At 69.6% G+C, this 18,034-nt stretch carries 18 protein-coding genes; 12 read left to right on the forward strand and 6 right to left on the reverse strand.

Annotated elements, in window-relative coordinates; genetic code table 11:
* The 3 genes from AB0I59_RS22915 to AB0I59_RS22925 form a co-directional block, all read right to left on the reverse strand.
* Positions 1–204: hypothetical protein (locus AB0I59_RS22915; protein ID WP_358135837.1), on the reverse strand; the 204-nt coding region annotated here is incomplete at its 3' end.
* 596 nt (positions 205–800) lie between these two features.
* Positions 801–2,024 (reverse strand): tryptophan--tRNA ligase, encoded by a 1,224-nt coding sequence (gene trpS / locus AB0I59_RS22920; protein WP_358135839.1) that lies wholly within the window; start codon positions 2,022–2,024, stop codon positions 801–803.
* A 246-nt stretch (positions 2,025–2,270) separates the two neighbouring features.
* Positions 2,271–2,774 carry a hypothetical protein gene (locus AB0I59_RS22925; protein WP_061256247.1) on the reverse strand — a complete coding sequence of 168 codons (504 nt, stop codon included), beginning with the start codon at positions 2,772–2,774 and terminating at the stop codon, positions 2,271–2,273.
* A 190-nt stretch (positions 2,775–2,964) separates the two neighbouring features.
* Between AB0I59_RS22925 and AB0I59_RS22930 the strand changes: the two genes are divergently transcribed.
* The 10 genes from AB0I59_RS22930 to AB0I59_RS22975 all read left to right on the forward strand — a co-directional run bounded on the left by AB0I59_RS22930 (position 2,965) and on the right by AB0I59_RS22975 (position 13,445).
* On the forward strand, positions 2,965–4,368 hold the full coding sequence (locus AB0I59_RS22930; RefSeq protein ID WP_358135843.1) for an LCP family protein: 1,404 nt from the start codon (positions 2,965–2,967) through the stop codon (positions 4,366–4,368).
* An 88-nt stretch (positions 4,369–4,456) separates the two neighbouring features.
* The gene (locus tag AB0I59_RS22935) at positions 4,457–5,836 is read left to right on the forward strand and encodes an LCP family protein (protein ID WP_358135846.1); all 1,380 of its coding nucleotides are present in this window, start codon (positions 4,457–4,459) and stop codon (positions 5,834–5,836) included.
* 110 nt (positions 5,837–5,946) lie between these two features.
* Positions 5,947–6,954 (forward strand): sulfate ABC transporter substrate-binding protein, encoded by a 1,008-nt coding sequence (locus AB0I59_RS22940; RefSeq protein ID WP_061256242.1) that lies wholly within the window; start codon positions 5,947–5,949, stop codon positions 6,952–6,954.
* A gap of 156 nt (positions 6,955–7,110) precedes the next feature.
* Positions 7,111–7,956, forward strand: coding sequence for a sulfate ABC transporter permease subunit CysT (cysT, locus tag AB0I59_RS22945; RefSeq protein ID WP_061256240.1), 846 nt, complete (start codon positions 7,111–7,113; stop codon positions 7,954–7,956).
* On the forward strand, positions 7,949–8,731 hold the full coding sequence (locus tag AB0I59_RS22950; RefSeq protein ID WP_228648705.1) for a sulfate ABC transporter permease subunit: 783 nt from the start codon (positions 7,949–7,951) through the stop codon (positions 8,729–8,731). The genes cysT and AB0I59_RS22950 overlap by 8 nt, the downstream gene beginning before the upstream one ends.
* Before the next feature lies 1 nt (position 8,732).
* Positions 8,733–9,698: a sulfate/molybdate ABC transporter ATP-binding protein gene (locus tag AB0I59_RS22955; protein WP_061256237.1), complete on the forward strand. Its 966-nt coding sequence runs from the start codon at positions 8,733–8,735 to the stop codon at positions 9,696–9,698.
* A 12-nt stretch (positions 9,699–9,710) separates the two neighbouring features.
* Positions 9,711–10,103: an RrF2 family transcriptional regulator gene (locus tag AB0I59_RS22960; RefSeq protein WP_061256235.1), complete on the forward strand. Its 393-nt coding sequence runs from the start codon at positions 9,711–9,713 to the stop codon at positions 10,101–10,103.
* Positions 10,104–10,223: 120 nt separating this feature from the next.
* Positions 10,224–11,810, forward strand: a complete 1,587-nt coding sequence (locus AB0I59_RS22965; protein WP_358135852.1) for a serine/threonine-protein kinase — start codon at positions 10,224–10,226, stop codon at positions 11,808–11,810.
* 225 nt (positions 11,811–12,035) lie between these two features.
* The gene (locus AB0I59_RS22970) at positions 12,036–13,007 is read left to right on the forward strand and encodes an ATP-binding protein (RefSeq protein WP_358135855.1); all 972 of its coding nucleotides are present in this window, start codon (positions 12,036–12,038) and stop codon (positions 13,005–13,007) included.
* 51 nt (positions 13,008–13,058) lie between these two features.
* Positions 13,059–13,445 (forward strand): SCO5389 family protein, encoded by a 387-nt coding sequence (locus AB0I59_RS22975; protein WP_061256229.1) that lies wholly within the window; start codon positions 13,059–13,061, stop codon positions 13,443–13,445.
* Between the two features lie 58 nt (positions 13,446–13,503).
* Here AB0I59_RS22975 and rnhB read toward each other — a convergent pair whose 3' ends face one another.
* The gene (gene rnhB, locus AB0I59_RS22980; protein ID WP_061256227.1) at positions 13,504–14,172 is read right to left on the reverse strand and encodes a ribonuclease HII; all 669 of its coding nucleotides are present in this window, start codon (positions 14,170–14,172) and stop codon (positions 13,504–13,506) included.
* Between the two features lies 1 nt (position 14,173).
* Positions 14,174–15,127 carry a LysR family transcriptional regulator gene (locus tag AB0I59_RS22985; RefSeq protein WP_358135859.1) on the reverse strand — a complete coding sequence of 318 codons (954 nt, stop codon included), beginning with the start codon at positions 15,125–15,127 and terminating at the stop codon, positions 14,174–14,176.
* Between the two features lie 146 nt (positions 15,128–15,273).
* On the opposite strand from AB0I59_RS22985, the gene AB0I59_RS22990 reads away from it, so the two are divergent.
* Together AB0I59_RS22990 and AB0I59_RS22995 are read left to right on the forward strand one after the other, a co-directional pair.
* On the forward strand, positions 15,274–16,566 hold the full coding sequence (locus AB0I59_RS22990) for a pyridoxal phosphate-dependent aminotransferase (protein WP_358135862.1): 1,293 nt from the start codon (positions 15,274–15,276) through the stop codon (positions 16,564–16,566).
* 159 nt (positions 16,567–16,725) lie between these two features.
* Positions 16,726–17,370 (forward strand): GNAT family N-acetyltransferase, encoded by a 645-nt coding sequence (locus AB0I59_RS22995; RefSeq protein ID WP_061256312.1) that lies wholly within the window; start codon positions 16,726–16,728, stop codon positions 17,368–17,370.
* A 78-nt stretch (positions 17,371–17,448) separates the two neighbouring features.
* Here the strand turns inward: AB0I59_RS22995 and AB0I59_RS23000 are convergent, their stop codons facing one another.
* Positions 17,449–17,988, reverse strand: a complete 540-nt coding sequence (locus tag AB0I59_RS23000) for a hypothetical protein (protein ID WP_061256223.1) — start codon at positions 17,986–17,988, stop codon at positions 17,449–17,451.
* Positions 17,989–18,034 lie beyond the last annotated feature (46 nt).

The raw sequence follows: 18,034 nt of genomic DNA on the forward strand, positions 1-18,034 counted from the left end.
CGGCAGCCCACATGACTCCTCTGAGCCCTCCGCGTGACGTGACAGCAGCACGCCACCCGAAACAATCATCCGATTACGCCTCCCTTCCCTCTCTCGCCGCTTAGCGGCAAATATATCGCTCACACGTTCTATAAACAACCCTCGGTAGTCACACATGTACTCTTTGTGCGCAAACTGCTGAATGTCGTTTTCGAGGTTGGGCATCCCGGTAAAGATGGGCGGGGAGCGCCCGTATTCAGGGCCACCTCGTTCAGGGCCACCTCGCGCCCTTGCATTGCGTCCCTTCGCTGTCGTCTTCCTCCATAGGGGGCAACCAACTACGGGCGCCCGCCAGTACACAGGCGCCACGCGACGGCTTCCGTACCCCTGTGGTCGGCTCCGGACAGCCCCATTCGGCTTCCGTACACCGCAATCGGCTTCCGGCAGCACGCGGGCGGATGGGAGAACACAGGATCGATGGGGCGGGCCTCACTCGCCGTTGGCCTTGAATACGGCAGGCGACCTCGAAGACGGCGGGTGACCTGACGACCGCGTGACGACCTGACGACGGCCCGTGACCTGAAGAGCGCAGGGCCTCGAAGGTGGGCGAGGTGCCACGAGGGCAGGTACGGGAAATCTACAACTGGTGGTGACGAGGCCCTGAACGGGATACAGGACCTCGTCAGCCGTCGGTTCCCGCGATCTCCGGCGCCTACGGAGGTCTCACCGTCGAGTGGAGACCTGTGGCCCGTGAACCACTGCTGGCTCTTGGGCCACTCCTGAACCTTGAAGCGCTCCTGACCCTTGAACCACTCGGCACTTCAGTAGACGGTCTTCATGGCGGCCCGAACCTCTCCGAGCGTGGTCTCCGCGACCTCGTTGGCGATCCGGGTGCCGTCGTGCAGGACCTGCCGCACGAAGCCCAGGTCCTGGGCGTAGTCGGCGCGGCGCTCGCGGATGGGGGCCAGGTACTCGTTGACGGCCTCGGTGACGGTCGCCTTCAGGGCGGCGGCCCCTCTGCCGCCGATCTCCGCGGCCACGTCGTGGGGGTCGCGGTCGAGGCACAGCGCGGCCAGGAGGACGAGGCTGGACACCTCGGGCCGGGCTTCCGGGTCGTAGGTGATGTGCCGGTCGACGTCGGTCTTCGCCCCCCGGATCAGGCGGGCGGTCTCGTCGGCGCTCGCCGCCAGGCCGACCGCGTTGCCCCGGCTCTTGCTCATCTTGGTGCCGTCGGTGCCCAGCAGCAGCGGCGCGGCCGACAGCAGGGCGTCCGGCTCCGGGAAGACAGGGGCCGCGCCCGTGCCGTACCGGTCGTTGAAGCGACGGGCGATGGTCCGGGTGAGCTCCAGGTGGGGAAGCTGGTCCTGCCCCACCGGAACCACGTCGGCCTTGCAGAACAGGATGTCGGCCGCCTGGTGGGCGGGGTAGGTGAACATCAGGCCGCTGACCGCCGACTGCCGGGAGTGCGCGATCTCGTCCTTGACGGTCGGGTTGCGGTTCAGCTCCGACACCGAGACCAGGCTGAGGAACGGCAGCAGGAGCTGGTTGAGCGCGGGGACGGCGCTGTGCGCGAAGATCGTGGTCCGCGTGGGATCGATGCCCACGGCGAGATAGTCCAGGACCAGGTCCTCCACCCGCTCGTTCAGGCGGTCGGCGACATCCCTGTCTGTCAGGACCTGGTAGTCGGCGATGATCAGGAAGGTCTCCACCCCGAGGTTCTGCAGCCGTACCCGGTTGTGGAGGGTGCCGAAGTAGTGGCCCAGGTGCAGCCGCCCCGTCGGGCGGTCACCGGTGAGCACGCGGAACCGCCCGGGTTCCCGGCGGATCAGCTCCTCCAGCTCGGCGCTGCGCCGCTGGGCCGCGCTCACACCGGCTCTCGTCTCGGCGATCGTCCCGCCGTTCTCCCCGTTCTCCCCGTTCTCCCCGTTGTTCCCGCTGTCCTGGGGGCTCGTGCCGCCGGGCGGGGACAGTACGGGGGCGGGTGCGCCGGTCGCCGCGCTGAGCGCGGCGTCGGTGGTCGTCGATCTTTCGGTGACGGTCGTCATGAGGTCCTCCTGGCGTGTGGATGGTTCGCCATCCAGAGGAGGCCCCCTTGACCGGGGAGAGCATCGAAAAGGGCCGTCCATCCGAACGGCCCGGGGTCGTGCGCGAAAAGTGGCCGCTCCTACGAGGAGCGCCACCAGCTCAGACACGACGAACGATGCATGGGGGAAGCATACTTCCGCTTTCGCAGCGGGAACACCATGCCGCCTGCACAATGAGGATCCGGTACGGCGCCGCCGTACCGGATCTCAGAGGTTCTGGGCCGGGAGGGCCGACCAGTCGATGGCCAGGCGCTGCGGGTCCGCGGGATCAGCCCAGATCTGGACGACCCTGCCAGGAAGGACGGCACCCATCAGGAGGCGCGGCAGGATCTGGCGGTGGTTCACGGGGTACGGCCGGCCGCCCGTGGGCTGGACCTGGAGATCGAAGGCGACGACCACCTGGTCGTTCACCATCGTCCCGGTGTCCCGCATCGCGGTGATCAGGGCACGGCACGGAACCCCGGTGCCGATCAGTTCCTGGTTGCCCGTGCCCATGAAGTCCTTCATGCGCCCGAGTACGCCGGTGGACGGCCCCTGGCCTCCCGCGAGCCTGGCGACGAACGCCGTCACACCGATGATCAGTAGGAACAGACCGATGACGAAGATCGGTACGCCCCAGGACATGGTGGAGAGGGAGCTCATGCCGAACACGCCGCCGATGAGGAGGACGAGTCCCGCGGCGGCGGCGACGAGCAGCGCGTTTCGCGCCATATTTCACAACCTTTCGCCTGCTTCATACGTCACAGGGATAGGGACGCCCGCTTGACCACCGCTTGCAGCCTGGTTGCCAACATGGCGATACGCGGCGTTCAAGGTAGATCGCTACACTTTCCGCGATTTGCCGGTATCGGGCTCTCTGACGCGGGTGACAGCCCTCGTCCGATTCTCAGGAGTTAAGAACGTGGGTCTTGTCGACGTGCGTCCTGCGCTTCCCGTGGAGGAGCCGCCCGCGCCGCTCGCCCCGCCCAAGTGGCGGGCCTGGTTGTGGGCGACGCTGGCGGGCGTCCTCGGCGTGGTGGTCGGCGGCGTGACCTTCCTCGTCGGCGGATACGTCAAGCTCACCGGTAACGTCAAGCACGAGGTCGTGGCCAAGCAGGATCTGGGTCCCCGACCCGTCAAGATCAGCAAGGCGATGAACGTGCTGATCGTCGGCTCCGACCAGCGCGACGGGGCCAACGCCAAGTACGGCAAGTTCGAGGGCGAGCGGACCGACACGATCATCCTCGCCCACATCTCCCCGAAGCGGGACGGCGCGATGCTGATCAGCTTCCCGAGGGACTCGCTCGTCCAGCTCCCCTCCTGCCCCGCGAAGAACGGCCTCCCCGGGCAGCGGGCGCACGTCGGCATGATCAACGAGTCGTTCAACTCCGGCGGCGTCGCGTGCACCTGGCGCACGATCGAGGCGCTGACCGACATCCACATCGACCATTTCGTGAAGGTGGACTTCACCGGGTTCAAGTCGATGGTCAACGCGCTGGGCGGCGTACCCGTCTGCGTACCCGAGGCGATCGACGACAGGAAGGCGCGGCTGACCCTGGCCGCCGGTCGGCAGGTGCTCCAGGGCGAGCAGGCGCTCGGATACGTACGGGCCCGCTACAGCCTCGGCGACGGCTCGGACATCGGCCGCATCCAGCGGCAGCAGATGTTCCTCGCCTCGATGGCCAAGAAGGCGATGAGCGGCGAGACGCTGACCGATCCGAAGACGCTCTTCGGCTTCCTCGACGCGGTGACCAAGTCGATCACCACTGACCCCGACCTCACCGTGGGGGTCATGAAGGATCTCGCGGTGAGCGCCGAGGGCCTGACCGCCGGGCAGATCCGGTTCGTGACCACGCCGTGGCGCTATTCCGTCACCAATCCCGGCCGGGTGGAGTGGGTCCAGCCGCAGGCGGGCCGCCTGTTCAAGATGGTCGCCGCCGACCAGATCAGCAAGGGCGTCAAGAGCGGCGAGCAGAAGATCCCGAAGTCCCAGATCCACATCATCGTGGAGAACGGCAGCGGCAGGCAGGGCACCGGCGCCGCGGTGGCCGCCGAGCTGGAGCAGCGCGGCTACCACATCCAGAAGATCGTCACCGCGCGGAAGCAGTACACCAAGACGTTCATCAAGTACTCCCCCAACGGCGCGAGCCGGGCTCCACGGCTCTACCGCGAGCTGGTGACGTCGAAGACCTACCTCGTGCAGAACGCGCAGACCCAGACGCTGGTCCTCGTCCTCGGCGCCGACTGGCGCGGCCTGAAGCCGCCCAAGACCCTGGACGACGTCGAGGGCTTCGACGCGACCCAGGACAGCTGCACGGCAAGCTGACCGCGATTCCACGGGTTCCGTTACTAATCTGTTATGACGCCTGCTCGGCGGGCAGTAGCGACGGATACCCGGACGTGGAGTGCTGCGGATGCGGACCGACTGGCGGAACCTCGGACAGGCGCTGGGGCTGACCCTCGCCTCGGCCATGGTCTGGGGGATCGCCCATCTGGTGGCGGGCCGGACCAGGACGGGGCTCGCGCTCGCGGGCGCGTACACCGTGCTGCTCGCGACCGTGGCCATGGCCGTCACGGCGCTTCGCCCCGCCCTGCTCGAACTGGCCGTACGGCCGAACTGGCTGACCGGTCTGATCATGACGGCGCTGGCGATCGGGTTCTGCTGGTCCGCCGTCATCGTCTCCTCGTACCGGCTGGTCCGCCCGCCGGATCTGGACAAGGTGGAGCGCGGCATCGCGAGGGGCGTGATCTCGCTGCTGTGCGTACTCGTGATCGCCCCCATGGCGTACGCGGGCCGGCTGGCCTACGTGTCCAGGGACGTCCTGCTCACAGTGTTCAACGGCGGGGTGCCGCTGCGGCAGGACCCATGGGCGAGGAAGCCACGGCTGAACATCCTGCTGGTCGGCGCGGACGCGGCGAAGAACCGTCCAGGGGCGCGCACCGACAGCATGACCGTCGCGAGCGTGGACACCCGTACGGGGGACACCGTGCTGTTCGGGCTGCCCCGCAACCTGGAACACGTGCCGATGCCCGCGGGCCCGGCCAGGGACGCCTTCCCGTGGGGGTTCTCCGGCGACGGCGACGAGACGACGCCCGGGCTGCTCAACGAGGTGTACCAGTGGGCCGAGGACCATCCGGCGATCGTCCCGGGAACGCATCGGGACCGCGGAATGCGGCTGCTCAGGGACACCGTGGGCGGGATACTCGGCGTCCACATCGACTACTACGCCATGCTCGACATGAAGGGCTTCGCCCAGGTCATCAACGCGATGGGCGGCGTCACGGTCACCATCAGGCAGGACATCCCGTACGGGCTGGAGGGCGGCGTGCTGGAGGCGGGCCGGCGCCGGCTCGACGGCCAGCAGGCGCTCTGGTACGGCCGGTCGCGCACCGACAGCGACGACTATGTGCGGATGGGACGGCAGAAGTGCCTGCTCAACGCCGTAGCCAAGCAGGCCGATCCGATGGCCGTGCTGCGCGGCTTCGAACGGATCGCGGACGCGACCAAGCGGTACGTGACGACGGACGTGCCGCAGAGCATGCTGCCCGCGATGCTCGACCTCTCCGAGAAGATCAAGAGCGCGCACATCCGGAGCCTGCAGTTCGTGCCGCCGCTGGTCAACACGGCCGATCCCGACTGGGACCTCATCCGGCGCGAGGTCGGCAAGGCCCTGCGCCCCCAGCATCCACGGGACAAGCATCCACGTCCCCGGCATGCTCCCCGGTGGTCGCCTCACACGCCGAAGGGCACGTCGTCGCCGGGCACCGCGCAGTCGCTGGACACCATCTGCTGACCGGCCGCCCACCCTTGGCACAAAAACCTACCGGGCTTGACGGGAATATCACCTTGGGCTTCAATATCTGCTAAGCCGACTCATTTAGTAGGAAAAGCAGGGAGAAGCCCATGAGCGTTCGCAGGCTACGGGGGATCACGGCCGCCGTCATCGCGACCACCGCCCTGGTCACGGCCTGCGGGGGAGGCAGCGGTTCCGGGGGGGACGGCAAGGTCAAACTGGCGCTCGTCGCCTACTCCACCCCGCAGGCGGCCTTCACGGACATCATCGCCGCCTTCCAGAAGACGCCCGAGGGGAAGAACATCACCTTCACCCAGTCGTACGGAGCCTCCGGCGACCAGAGCCGGGCCGTGGCGTCCGGGCTGAAGGCCGACATCGTCGAGTTCTCCCTCGAGACCGACATCACCCGCCTGGTCAAGGCCGGGCTCGTGGCCGAGGACTGGAACAGCGGCCCCACCAAGGGCATCCTGACCAAGTCGATCGTGGTCATCGGCACCCGCAAGGGCAACCCGAAGAGCCTCAAGACCTGGGACGACCTGATCAAACCCGGCGTCGAGGTGATCACGCCCAACCCCTTCACCTCGGGCGCCGCCCGCTGGAACCTGCTCGCCGGATACGGCGCGAAGTCGGACAAGGGCGCGAACCAGGACGCCGGGCTCGCCTACCTCGACTCACTCCTGCACAACGTCCCGGTCCAGGACGACAGCGGCCGCAAGGCCCTGCAGACCTTCACCGGCGGCAAGGGCGACGCGCTGCTGACCTACGAGAACGAGGCGATCTTCGCCCAGCAGAACAAGCAGGAGCTGGAGTACGTCGTCCCGGACGCCACGCTCCTGATCGAGAACCCGGTCGCGGTCACCAAGAACTCCGCCCACCCCAAGGAGGCCGCGGCCTTCCTGAAGTACCTCTACTCGGTCGAGGCACAGACGATCTTCGCCAAGAACGGCTACCGCCCGGTGACCGACGGCGTGAACGGCTTCACCTGGCCGAACCCGCCGCAGCTCTTCACCATCGAGGACATCGGCGGCTGGGACAAGATCACCAGCGAGTTCTTCGACGCCAAGACCGGCAAGGTCGCCGAGATCGAGCGCAAGCTCGGCGTGGCGACCGAGAAGTGACCGGCCCGAGCAATGACCGGCCCGAGCAATGACCGGCCCGAGAAGCGACCGGCTCCGAACGATCTCCCCAGAACGATCTCCCCGAAATGACCGACCCGGAATGACCGACCCGGAATGACCGACCCGGAATGACCGACGCGGAGTGATCGGCTCAAAGTGACTGCGGAAACCGCCACCCGCCCCGCTCCCCCGCCGCGCGCGGGGGCGCGGCGGCGCGCACGCATCTCCGGGGGCACCGCCCTCGGCCTCGGCTCGGCCGTGCTGTACCTGAGCCTCATCGTGTTGATCCCGCTCGCCCTCGTGGTGTGGCGGTCCACCGACGAGGGGCTCGGCTACTTCTGGAGGGCGGTCACCACGCCCGACGCCTGGGCCGCGCTCACCCTGACGATCGGCGCCTCGGCGATCGTCGCGCTCATCAACCTCGTGCTGGGCACGATCATCGCCTGGGTGCTGGTCCGCGACCGCTTCCCCGGCAAAGCGATCGTGGACACGCTCATCGACCTGCCGTTCGCGCTGCCGACGATCGTCGCCGGCCTGGTCCTCCTCGCGCTGTACGGCCCGGAGAGCCCGCTGGGGGTGAACCTCGCCTACAGCAGGGCCGGAGTCGGCCTCGCGCTGCTCTTCGTCACGCTGCCCTTCGTCGTCCGTACGGTCCAGCCGGTGCTGATCGAGCTGGACAAGGACATGGAGCAGGCCGCGGCCTCCCTCGGCGCGAGCCCGTTCCAGACGTTCCGGCGGATCATCCTGCCCAACCTGGTGCCCGCGATGTTGTCCGGCACCGCCCTGGCGTTCACCCGGGCGATCTCGGAGTTCGGCTCGACCGTCCTGATCTCGGGCAACCTCCCGTTCAAGACCCAGGTCGCGGCGGTCAACATCTTCAGCCAGATCGAGGGGGACAACACGACGGGCGCCGCGGCGATCTCGACCGTCCTGCTGATCGTGGCCCTGGTCGCGCTGGTCTCGCTCGACCTCCTGCAACGATGGGGGAGCCGCCGTGGCTAAGTACGGCCTGCGTACGATCGCCGTCGCCTACCTGCTCTTCCTCCTGGTCCTCCCCGTCGGGTTGATCGTCTGGAGGACGTTCGGCGACGGCCTCGCCCCGTTCGTCGAGGCGCTGACCTCGCCCTCGGCGCTGCACGCGTTCCGCGTCACCCTCGAAGTCGCGCTGTGGGCGGTCGTCGCCAACACCGTCTTCGGCGTCGGCGCGGCCCTCCTGCTGGTACGGCACGAGTTCCCCGGGAAGCGGCTGCTCAGCGCGTTCATCGACCTGCCGATGGCCGTGTCCCCCGTCGTCGTCGGGCTCGCGCTCATCCTGCTGTACGGCAGGTTCTCCCCCGTGGGCGGCCAGTTGGAGAGCTGGGGCATCCAGATCATCTTCTCCACGCCGGGCATGGTGCTCGCCACGGTGTTCGTGGCGTTGCCGCTCGTGGTCCGCGCCGTCGTCCCCGTCCTCGAGGAACTCGGCGACGAGCAGGAGCAGGCCGCCCACACCCTCGGTGCGAGCCGCTTCCAGACGTTCCTCCGCATCACGCTCCCCGGCATCCGGTCGGCCCTGGCGTACGGCGTGGTGCTGTGTCTGGCCCGGTCCCTCGGCGAGTACGGCGCGGTCGCCGTCGTCTCCGGGCGCCTGGTCGACCAGACCCAGACGCTCACGCTGTTCGTCGAGGAACGCTTCCAGAACTTCGACCAGCCAGCCGCGTTCGCGGCGGCCACGGCGCTCGCCCTGCTCGCCGTCGTCACCCTGCTGCTCACCAGGCTCCTGCGCCCAAAGGACTGAAATGGCCATCGAAGTACGCGACGTGAACAAGTCCTTCGGGACCACCCCGGTGCTGCGCGATGTCTCCATCGACGTCGCCTCGGGGTCGCTGACCGCGCTGCTCGGACCGAGCGGCGGCGGGAAGTCGACCCTGCTCCGCGTCATCGCCGGGCTGGAGCACCCCGACACCGGCACCGTACTGATCTCCGGTGTGGACGCGACCCGGCTGTCGCCGCAGCGGCGCAACGTGGGGTTCGTGTTCCAGCACTACGCCGCCTTCAAGCACATGACGGTCTACCGCAACGTGGCCTTCGGCCTGGAGATCCGCAAGCGGCCCAAGGCCGAGATCCGCAAGCGGGTCATGGAGCTGCTCGAACTCGTCCATCTGGAGCAGATGGCCGACCGGTACCCGTCCCAGCTCTCCGGTGGCCAGCGCCAGCGGATGGCCCTGGCCCGCGCCCTGGCCGTGGAGCCGGAGGTGCTGCTGCTCGACGAGCCGTTCGGCGCCCTCGACGCCCAGGTGCGCAAGGAGCTGCGGACCTGGCTGCGCCGTCTGCACGACGAGGTCCACGTCACGACCGTGTTCGTCACCCACGACCAGGAGGAGGCGATCGAGGTCGCCGACACCATCGTGGTCCTCGCCGACGGCGCGGTGGAGCAGGTCGGCAGCCCGGCGGACGTCTACGACAATCCGGCCAACCCGTTCGTCATGCGCTTCCTCGGCCCGGTCACGGAGATCGGCGGCAACCTCGTCCGCCCGCACGACATCGAGATCACCGCCGACCCCCGGCCGGGCAGCAGCGAGGCGACGGTCGCCCGCGTCGTCCGGCTCGGCTTCGAGGTCAGGGTGGAGCTCCAGATCGGCGACCGAGACGCCTGGGTGCAGGTGACGCGCGGCGTGGCCGAACAGCTCGCGCTGAACCCCGGCGACACCGTCAACGTGCGGCCCAATCCGGGCTCGCGGTCGCTGGCCCTCACCGGGGCGTGACCCCTACGGCGCATGCGGCTTTCCGCCCGTACCCAGTACGCCCTGCGCGCCGCCGCCGAACTCGCGGCGGCGCCACCCGGTCCCGTGCCCGCGGAGCGGATCGCGACGGCGCAGGACATTCCCCGCAGGTTCCTCGACAACATCCTGCTGCAGCTCCGCAGGGCCGGTCTGATCAACAGCCAGCGCGGCCCCGACGGTGGCTACTGGCTGGCCAGGCCCGCCGACGAGATCTCCCTGGCCGACATCATCGTGGTCATCGAAGGAGTGTGGCCGCAGAGCGAGCGGTTCCCCGGGGTCGCCGGGCCGCTCGCGGGCGTCTGGACCGCCCTGCGCGAGCACGAGCGGACCACGCTCACCGAGATCACTTTGGCCCATATAGCGAGCGGGTCCCTTCCGCCCCTTTGAGGCATGCCTCCGGGATCGCCGGCCCGCCGACGGCCACCACGGCAAAGATCCACAGAACGCTCCCTAGTTGTGCAAGACTCCCGATCCAGTGATATTTGCCCTTGTGCAGAGGCAGGCAGGATGGGAACTCCGGGGCAGCTGATCGTCCGGCGCTACCGGCTGGTGCGTGCTCTCGGCCAGGGCACGACCGGCGTCGTCTGGGAGGGACACGACAGCCTGCTCGACCGGCCCGTCGCCGTCCGCGAGGTGCTGCTCCCCGCGGGACTGCGCGAGAGCCGCCGCCTGGAGATCCTCCGCCGGCTGGCGGCGGAGGCGCGGCAGGCCGAACGGCTCCACCACCCGAACATCGCCGCCGTGCACGACTTCGCGGAGGAGGACGGCACCCCGTACATCGTCATGGAGCTGGTCCGCTCCCGCTCGCTCGACGGCGTGGTGGCCGGCGACGGGCCGCTCCCCGTCCCGCGAGCCGCCACGATCACGCGCCAGGTCCTCGCCGCGCTCTCCTACGCGCACGCGGCCGGGGTACGGCACGGCGACGTGCGACCGGCGAACGTGCTCCTCGGCCACGACGGCCGGATCCTGCTCGCCGACTTCGGCGTGAGCGTGCTCGCGGGCGACCCCGCGTTCGCGCGGGAGGTTCCCGGCCGATCCCCGGCCCACGGAGATCCGGTCAGCGCCGTCCGCGGCGCGGCCGCGTTCCTCGCGCCCGAACGTGTGGACGGCGGCGCCCCCACGAACGGCCCCACCCAGGCCCCCACCCGGGCCTCCGACCTGTGGGCGCTCGGCGCGACGCTGCACACGGCGGTCACCCACCGGCCTCCTCGCGCCGCCGATCGGATGGTCGACCTGGCACCGGTGCCCGAAGCGCTGCGGCCCGTCGTGGGCGGCCTGCTGGCGAGGGATCCGAGAAAGCGGCTTACCCCGGAGGACGCCGACCGGATGCTCGCCGACCTCGAACCCGCCCCCGAGCCGCAGGCCCGGCCGCGGGGCGGGAGCCGTACGAGGCTGGTCGCGGGGGTGGCGGCGGCGGTCGTCGTCGCGGGAGCGGTGGGCGGTTGGGCCATGTCGCGGCCCGGCGTCGCGGAGGGCATGGAGCGGATCCCCCTCGCCGGAACCGGGGGTCCCGCCGTTCCGGCGGCCCGGACGCCGGGGGCGGAGCCCGCCGCGACACCGGCCATGTCACCGGCCGCCGTCACACCGTCGCCCGGCCCCGTACGCGCCGCGAGGCTGAAGCTGAAGTGGTACCGGCCGAGCCCGCCCGACCACGGGTGGCGGGCGGCCGTCCCCCGTGACTGGGTGCGGTTCACCTCCGTCGGGCGTGAGGCCGTGTACCAGTGGCTCGATCCGTCGTCGCGGGCGCGGTTCGACATCGAGATCACCCGGCAGAGCGGAACCGACGCCCTGGGCTCGCTGCGCGAGGCCGAGGCGATCTTCTATCCCGAGGTGAAGGGCTACCAGCGGCTCCGCCTCGCCTCCGTGTCCAGCGAGCACGGCACCGCGGCGGACTGGGAGTTCACCTTCCGGCCGCGCGCGTCCTCCCCCAGGAACCACCTGGAGAAGGGGGTGACCTACCACCAGTTCCGCCGGGTGCTCTCCACCGGGGCCACCACCAGCGTGCTGACCTGGACGACCGTGGCCGAGGACTGGGACACGCTGCGCCCCACGCTGTCCAGGATCGTCGCGCTCTTCACCCCGCCCACCGCCTGACGCTCCCGGCGCCGCCTAAAGCTCCGCGCCGCCTGACCCTCCCCGCCGCCTGACGCTCCGCGCCGCCTGACCCTCCCCGCCGGCCGGCCCGCGCGCCCACGCCGTCCGTTTCACCGTTCGCCGCGCCGCCTTACCTCCGCGGTTCTCCTTCGCCCGCGCCCCTCGCTGTGGCATCATCACGGTGCCCACAGAAAATGATTTTCATAACCATGTTAGGAGGGCAGCATGCGTGTGGCGTTCGTCGGCAAGGGCGGGAGCGGCAAGACCACCCTGTCGTCGCTCTTCGCCAGGTACGCGGCGCAGTGCGGGACGGTCGTCGCGATCGACGCCGACATCAACCAGCACCTCGGCCTCGCGCTCGGCGCGACAGGCACCCCACGCCCGCTCGGCGGGATGATCGGCGAGATCAAGGACTACCTCCGGGGCGACAACCCCCGGATCCGCGACGCCGCGTCGATGGTGAAGACGACACCGCCCGGCCGGGGCTCCCGGCTGATCCGTCCGGACGATCCGTTCTTCCCGTCGGAGCGGGTCGAGGGCATCTCGCTGATGGTCACCGGCCCGTTCGGTGAGGACGACCTCGGCGTGGCCTGCTACCACTCCAAGGTGGGCGCGGTGGAGCTCTACCTCAACCACCTGGTCGACGGCCAGGGCGAGTACGTCGTCGTCGACATGACCGCCGGGGCCGACTCCTTCGCCTCCGGCCTGTTCACCCGGTTCGACGTCACGTTCCTGGTGGCCGAGCCGACCAGGCAGGGCGTGAGCGTCTACCGGCAGTACCGCGACCACGCCGCCGACTTCGGCGTCGCCGTTTCCGTCGTCGGCAACAAGGTCCAGGATCCGCGCGACGTCGACTTCCTCCGCGAGCACGTGGGAGACGACCTGCTCACCTGGTTCGGGCACTCACCCGCCGTACGGGCGATGGAGCAGGGGCAGGCGTTCACGCTGGACGCCCTGGAGGCCGACAACCACGACGCGCTCGCCGTTCTGCTCAAGCGCGTCGACGCGCAACCCAAGGACTGGGAGAGGTTCGGCGCGCAGGCGGCCGAGTTCCACCTGCGCAACGCCAGGGCGTGGGCCGACCGCGCCACCGGCGAGGACCTCTCCACCCAGATCGACCCCGAGTTCGTGTACGGCCCCGCCTCCATAAAGGTGTCGCCTCGGCGCCACATGGAGGCGTGCCCGAGCCCGGCCTAACGTCACATCCGAGACCACAGGCCTTTCCATCCCTTACAAGAGGAGAGATCCATGTCGCTGACCGTTCCCACCGACCTGCTCGACCAGGCCCGCACCGGCGAGGTCGAGGACGCGGCGTTCGTCGCCTGTGTGCGCGACTCGCTGCCGTACGCCTGGTCGCTGATCAGCGGGCTGGTCGAGCAGCGCGACCGGTCCGGCGCCGACTTCGCCGACAACGAGGTGCCGCCGCCGGACGAGGCCGCACGCGGCCAGCTGCTGCGCTGCCTCGCCAGCGATGCGATGCGCGGCGCGCTCGAACGTCACTTCGGCGTACGGCTGGCCTTCCAGAACTGCCATCGCGTCGCGGTGTTCCATCCCGCGGCCACCGACGCGTTCGAGGAGTTCGTCACGCCCCGGGCGCAGATCCTCAACCAGAAGCCCGAACTCGTCGACTGCTGACCACGCGGGAGCCGGCATCGGCTCTGTAGGCGGGGATCCGCGCCTACAGAGCCGACGGTCAGCCGAAGAGGGAGAGCTGGCCCTCTCCGGCGAGCGCGTTGCGGTGCCGCTTGAGGTGGCGCCACCGAGGCAGGTCGTCCATGTACGACCAGGACAGGCGATGGTGGGGCGTGGGACCGAGTTCCGCCAGCGCCTCCTGGTGAACCGGCGAGGGGTACCCCGCGTTGTCCGCGAAGCCGTACTCCTCGAAGCCGAGCGTGGCCATGAACGCGTCCCGCCGCACCTTGGCGATCACGGAGGCGGCGGCCACGGAGACGCAGGTGAGGTCGGCCTTCGTCTGGCACCGCACCGCCCAGGGCGAGCCCAGATAGTCGTGCTTGCCGTCCAGGATCACCGCGCCGGGCCGCTCGGGCAGTTCCGAGAGCGCCCGGCGCGCGGCGCGGCACAGCGCCTCGGTCATCCCCAGCGTGTCGATCTCCTCGACCGACGCCTCGCCGTACCCGATCCCGGCGGCCCACGACTCGATCTCGGCGGCCAGGGCCGTACGGCGGGCGGGGCTCAGCAGCTTGGAGTCGGTGAGGCCGTCGGGGGGCGGGGACATGTCGGTCACCACGGCGCAGACCGCGACCGGGCCGGCCCAGGAACCGCGCCCCACCTCGTCGACGCCGGCGACCGTGCGCGCTCCGGAGGAGCACAGAAGCCGCTCCAGATCATATGAAGGACTCACGTCAGGACAAGCTACTGTCCCTGTCGCGTACCCCGCTCAGGTAGCCCAGATCGGCGGCAAGATAGCGGGCGGCGACGTGGAGCGCGCGCAGCGTCGCCGCGATCGACGGCCGCTGGACGCTCGACTCCCTCGCCACCGCGTACACCCGGCGTTCGATCGGCTCGCCGGGGAACTCCCGTACGGCGACGCCCCGGACCCCGGCCGCCAGCGCCAGGGCGGGCACCGCGGCGATGCCGATGCCCTTGGCCACCAGGCTGAGGATCGTGCCGAGCCCCTCGAACTCCCAGGCGATCGGTGGCAGGCCGCCCACGTCGGCGAGCAACCGGTCGACGGCGGTGCGAGACGGCTCGCCGTCGGGCGTGGCCATCCACGACTCCTCGCGCAGTGCCGCCAGATCGACCGGCACGGACTGGTCGGCCATCGGGTGGCGGCGCGGCACGACGAGCACCAGCGGATCGGTGAGCAGCGGGAACGCCTTCAGCGTGGCGTGCCCGTGCACCCTCCCCCACCAGTCGTCGACCAGGGCGATGTCCACCTCACCCGACTCGACCTCGCGCAGGCCCCGCCCGGAACGGCTCTGCCGCAGCCGCAGTGACAGCTGCCTGTGCCGGCGCAGCGACCGGGTGAGCGCCGGCGCGAAGGCCACCCCGGCGGTCGCGAAGGCGGTGACCACGACCCGCCCGGACGGCGTCGACGCGTGGGCGGAAAGGTCGGATTCCGCGGTCTCCACCATGGCGAGGATGCGCTCCGCGTGAGTGACCAGGCGCCGCCCGGCGTCGGTGAGTTCCGCGCTCCGGGAGGTCCGGTCGATCAGTACGGCGCCGGCCTCCCGCTCCAGCGCGGCGAGTTGCTGTGAGACCGCCGACGCGCTGTAGCCCAGGGACGACGCGGTCGCCGCGATGCTTCCCCGCCGGGCAAACTCACAAATCAAGATCAATCGTCGTAGATCGAGCATCGGTTTTTCTTACTCCTACCACCGAAAAGCCTCGCTTGTGGTGATGCCTATACCCATCCACCCTGGGAACGTTCCGTACACACCGGGCCAGTCCGGCGATTTCCGAAACGAGGCGAAATCGACGGAATCCCAGGGAGGCAACCCCAATGAATGTGACCCTGTCGGCCACGCTGGCGGCGAACGAGGACATCGAGCGAAGACGCCGCGCTGGACAGCGGGTGCTTCACCTCGCCTTCGGCGAGGCCGGCCTGCCCGTCCACCCCGAGCTTCGCCGCAGGATGTCGGAGGCCAGCGGAAACAACGGCTACGGCCAGGTGGCGGGATCCGCCGAGCTGCGCGAGGCCGTCGCCGGGTACTGGTCGCGACGCGGCCTGCCGACCGACGCCGACCTCGTGGTCTGCGGCCCCGGCAGCAAGGCGCTCCTCTTCGGGCTCATGCTCGCGCTGGGAGGGGACATCGTGCTGCCCATGCCGAGCTGGGTCAGCTACGCCGCCCAGGCGGAGATCATCGGCGTCCGGCCGATCATGGTCCCGGCACCCCCCGGCGAGGGAGGGGTGCCCGATCCCGATCTGGTCGCCTCGGCCGTCCTGCACGCGCGGGCGCAGGGCCGCACCGTGACGGCCCTGCTGGTCACGCTGCCCGACAACCCGACCGGCCGGCTGGCCCGGCCGGAGACCGTACGGCGGCTGGCCGAGCTGGCCAGGAACCTCGATCTGACGATCATCTCGGACGAGATCTACCGCGATCTCGTGCACGATCCGGTCGCCGAGTACACCAGCCCGGCCGAGATCGCGCCCGAGCGCACGATCATCACGAGCGGGCTGAGCAAGAGCCTGGCCGTCGGCGGATGGCGCATCGGCGTGGCCAGGCTGGTCGATCACGACCTGCGCGACCGGCTGCTCGCGGTGGCCAGCGAGATCTGGTCCAGCGCGGCGGCCCCGGTGCAACACGCGGCCGCGTACGCCTTCACGGAGCCGGACGAGCTCGTCCGGCGCGTCGCGGAGAGCAGGAGGTTGCACGGGATCGTGGCCCGGGCGGTCACCGACCGGTTCGTCAAGGCCGGGGCCTCGGTCGCCCAGCCGCAGGGCGGGTTCTACCTCTATCCGGAGATCCCGGGTTTCGAGTCGTCGGCCGACCTGACCGCGGCCCTGATCGAGGAGCACGGCATCGGGGTGCTCCCGGGCACCGCGTTCGGCGATCTGCCCGGCGCGCCGCGCGTGCGCGTCGCCACCAGCCTGCTGTACGGCGAGACCTCCGAGCAGCGAATCGCCGCTCTGCGGGCCGATGACCCGCTCGCTCTGCCGTGGATCGCGGAGTCGTTGGATCACCTGGAGAAGGGGCTCGCGGCCCTGACCGGAACCCGGCGGATCCGGGTGGATCACGCCGCCTTCGGCGCCCCGGCTAACGTCATCGTGGGGGTCTCCACGCCCGCCTGGTGATCGTTGTTGAATCTTTACCCTCGACGGCCGGTCAGCGGGGTCGCGTTCACTGCCCTGACCTGCGGTTATGTGGCTAGCCTGGGTGCTTTACCGGAGGCTTCGAAAGATGTCTCCTACCATTTGGCACCGGGAGCGTGCTCGAGCCCCCATCATGTGCTCATGCCCGCTTTTGTCACCCTGTTCGGGCGCTCCGTGCGCCTGGAACCGCTCAGCCTCGCGGTCGTCGACGACCTCGTCGCCGCGGCGAGTGAGGACCGTTCTACCTACGCCTTCACTCGCGTTCCCGAAGGACGGGAAGAGATGGTCTCCTATGTGGAGGCCGCCCTGGCTGAGCAGGCGGAGGGCCGCACACTGCCCTTCGCCATCCGGTGGCTGCACACCGACCGCGTGGTCGGTGCCACCCGTCTGATGAACCTGGAGTACTGGCAGGGCCCCATGCCCTGGCCACCAGGCGCCAAAGGCGTGGTGGGCGAGGTCCCGTCGGTGGCGGACATCGGTTACACCTGGCTGGCGGCGTCAGCCCAGGGCACCGGCGTCAACAGGGAGAGCAAGTTCCTGATGCTCTCCCTCGCCTTCGAGACCTGGCAGGTTCACCGGATCACTCTCAAGGCAGACGTACGCAACACACGATCCCGGGCCGCCATCGAGGCCCTCGGCGCGCACCTGGACGGTGTGCGACGAGCGGACAGCCGAGGCGCCGACAACACGGTCCGAGATACCGCGTACTACTCGATCCTCAGCCCTGAATGGCCGACGGTTCGAGAACGGCTCCGCGCGAGGCTCGGCCTCGTCGTAGCCGCCTGACCTTCAACCTGGACCTCCACACAGAACGACGTGGCCCGTCCTCCTGACCGGAGGACGGGCCACGCTCGCGTTTCCGACTCAGAACTCGTAGTTGTAGTCCTCGTCGTACGCGTTGTAGAGGTCGTTCCAGTAGCCACAGCGGGTCGGGTAGTTGCTGTACAGCCCGATCTGGCAGACCTGCGCCTGGACCTGCGCCACGTCGTAGCGCCAGAAGCTGAACTGCTTGTAGCTGCCGCCACCGCAGTACTTGTACGACTTGAAGGTCGAGGACCAGTCGTTCTCCTCGTCCTCCCAGGACTGGACACGGAACCGGATGTACGCGCACTTGCCACCCTGCGCGTACGTACGACGGTCGAGGTCCCACAGCTTGCCGGTGATCCGGACGCGGTTGGACTCGTCGTCGGTGTAGTTGACGTCGATGTAGCCCTTGGCCCTGGCCAGCCGGTTGCTGGACCAGTACGAGCCCCAGTAGCCGTCGTAGTCGAAGGAGTGGGGCGAGGCGGTGGTGGAGGCGCCCAGGGTGGAGGCGCCGGCCGCGGTCGAGAAGGCCGGGATGCCGACGGCGATGGTGGCGGCGGCAGCGGCGAGACCGAGGATGTTGCGGACGGAGCGACGCATTTCTGTTCTCCCGTTTTCGAGGACGATCCCCGGGCGGGATGCTTCC

Origin of the sequence: Microtetraspora glauca (genome assembly GCF_040656155.1) — a bacterium.
Classification (GTDB): Bacteria; Actinomycetota; Actinomycetes; order Streptosporangiales; family Streptosporangiaceae; genus Microtetraspora; species Microtetraspora glauca.

Bases quoted from the DNA above. Each gene is read 5' to 3' on its own strand.
- trpS (WP_358135839.1), bottom strand. From the start codon at position 2,024: ATGACGACCGTCACCGAAAGATCGACGACCACCGACGCCGCGCTCAGC.
- AB0I59_RS22925 (WP_061256247.1), bottom strand. From the start codon at position 2,774: ATGGCGCGAAACGCGCTGCTCGTCGCCGCCGCCGCGGGACTCGTCCTC.
- AB0I59_RS22935 (WP_358135846.1), top strand. From the start codon at position 4,457: ATGCGGACCGACTGGCGGAACCTCGGACAGGCGCTGGGGCTGACCCTC.
- AB0I59_RS22940 (WP_061256242.1), top strand. From the start codon at position 5,947: ATGAGCGTTCGCAGGCTACGGGGGATCACGGCCGCCGTCATCGCGACC.
- AB0I59_RS22955 (WP_061256237.1), top strand. From the start codon at position 8,733: ATGGCCATCGAAGTACGCGACGTGAACAAGTCCTTCGGGACCACCCCG.
- AB0I59_RS22960 (WP_061256235.1), top strand. From the start codon at position 9,711: ATGCGGCTTTCCGCCCGTACCCAGTACGCCCTGCGCGCCGCCGCCGAA.
- AB0I59_RS22965 (WP_358135852.1), top strand. From the start codon at position 10,224: ATGGGAACTCCGGGGCAGCTGATCGTCCGGCGCTACCGGCTGGTGCGT.
- AB0I59_RS22970 (WP_358135855.1), top strand. From the start codon at position 12,036: ATGCGTGTGGCGTTCGTCGGCAAGGGCGGGAGCGGCAAGACCACCCTG.
- AB0I59_RS22975 (WP_061256229.1), top strand. From the start codon at position 13,059: ATGTCGCTGACCGTTCCCACCGACCTGCTCGACCAGGCCCGCACCGGC.
- AB0I59_RS22985 (WP_358135859.1), bottom strand. From the start codon at position 15,127: ATGCTCGATCTACGACGATTGATCTTGATTTGTGAGTTTGCCCGGCGG.
- AB0I59_RS22990 (WP_358135862.1), top strand. From the start codon at position 15,274: ATGAATGTGACCCTGTCGGCCACGCTGGCGGCGAACGAGGACATCGAG.
- AB0I59_RS22995 (WP_061256312.1), top strand. From the start codon at position 16,726: ATGCCCGCTTTTGTCACCCTGTTCGGGCGCTCCGTGCGCCTGGAACCG.
- AB0I59_RS23000 (WP_061256223.1), bottom strand. From the start codon at position 17,988: ATGCGTCGCTCCGTCCGCAACATCCTCGGTCTCGCCGCTGCCGCCGCC.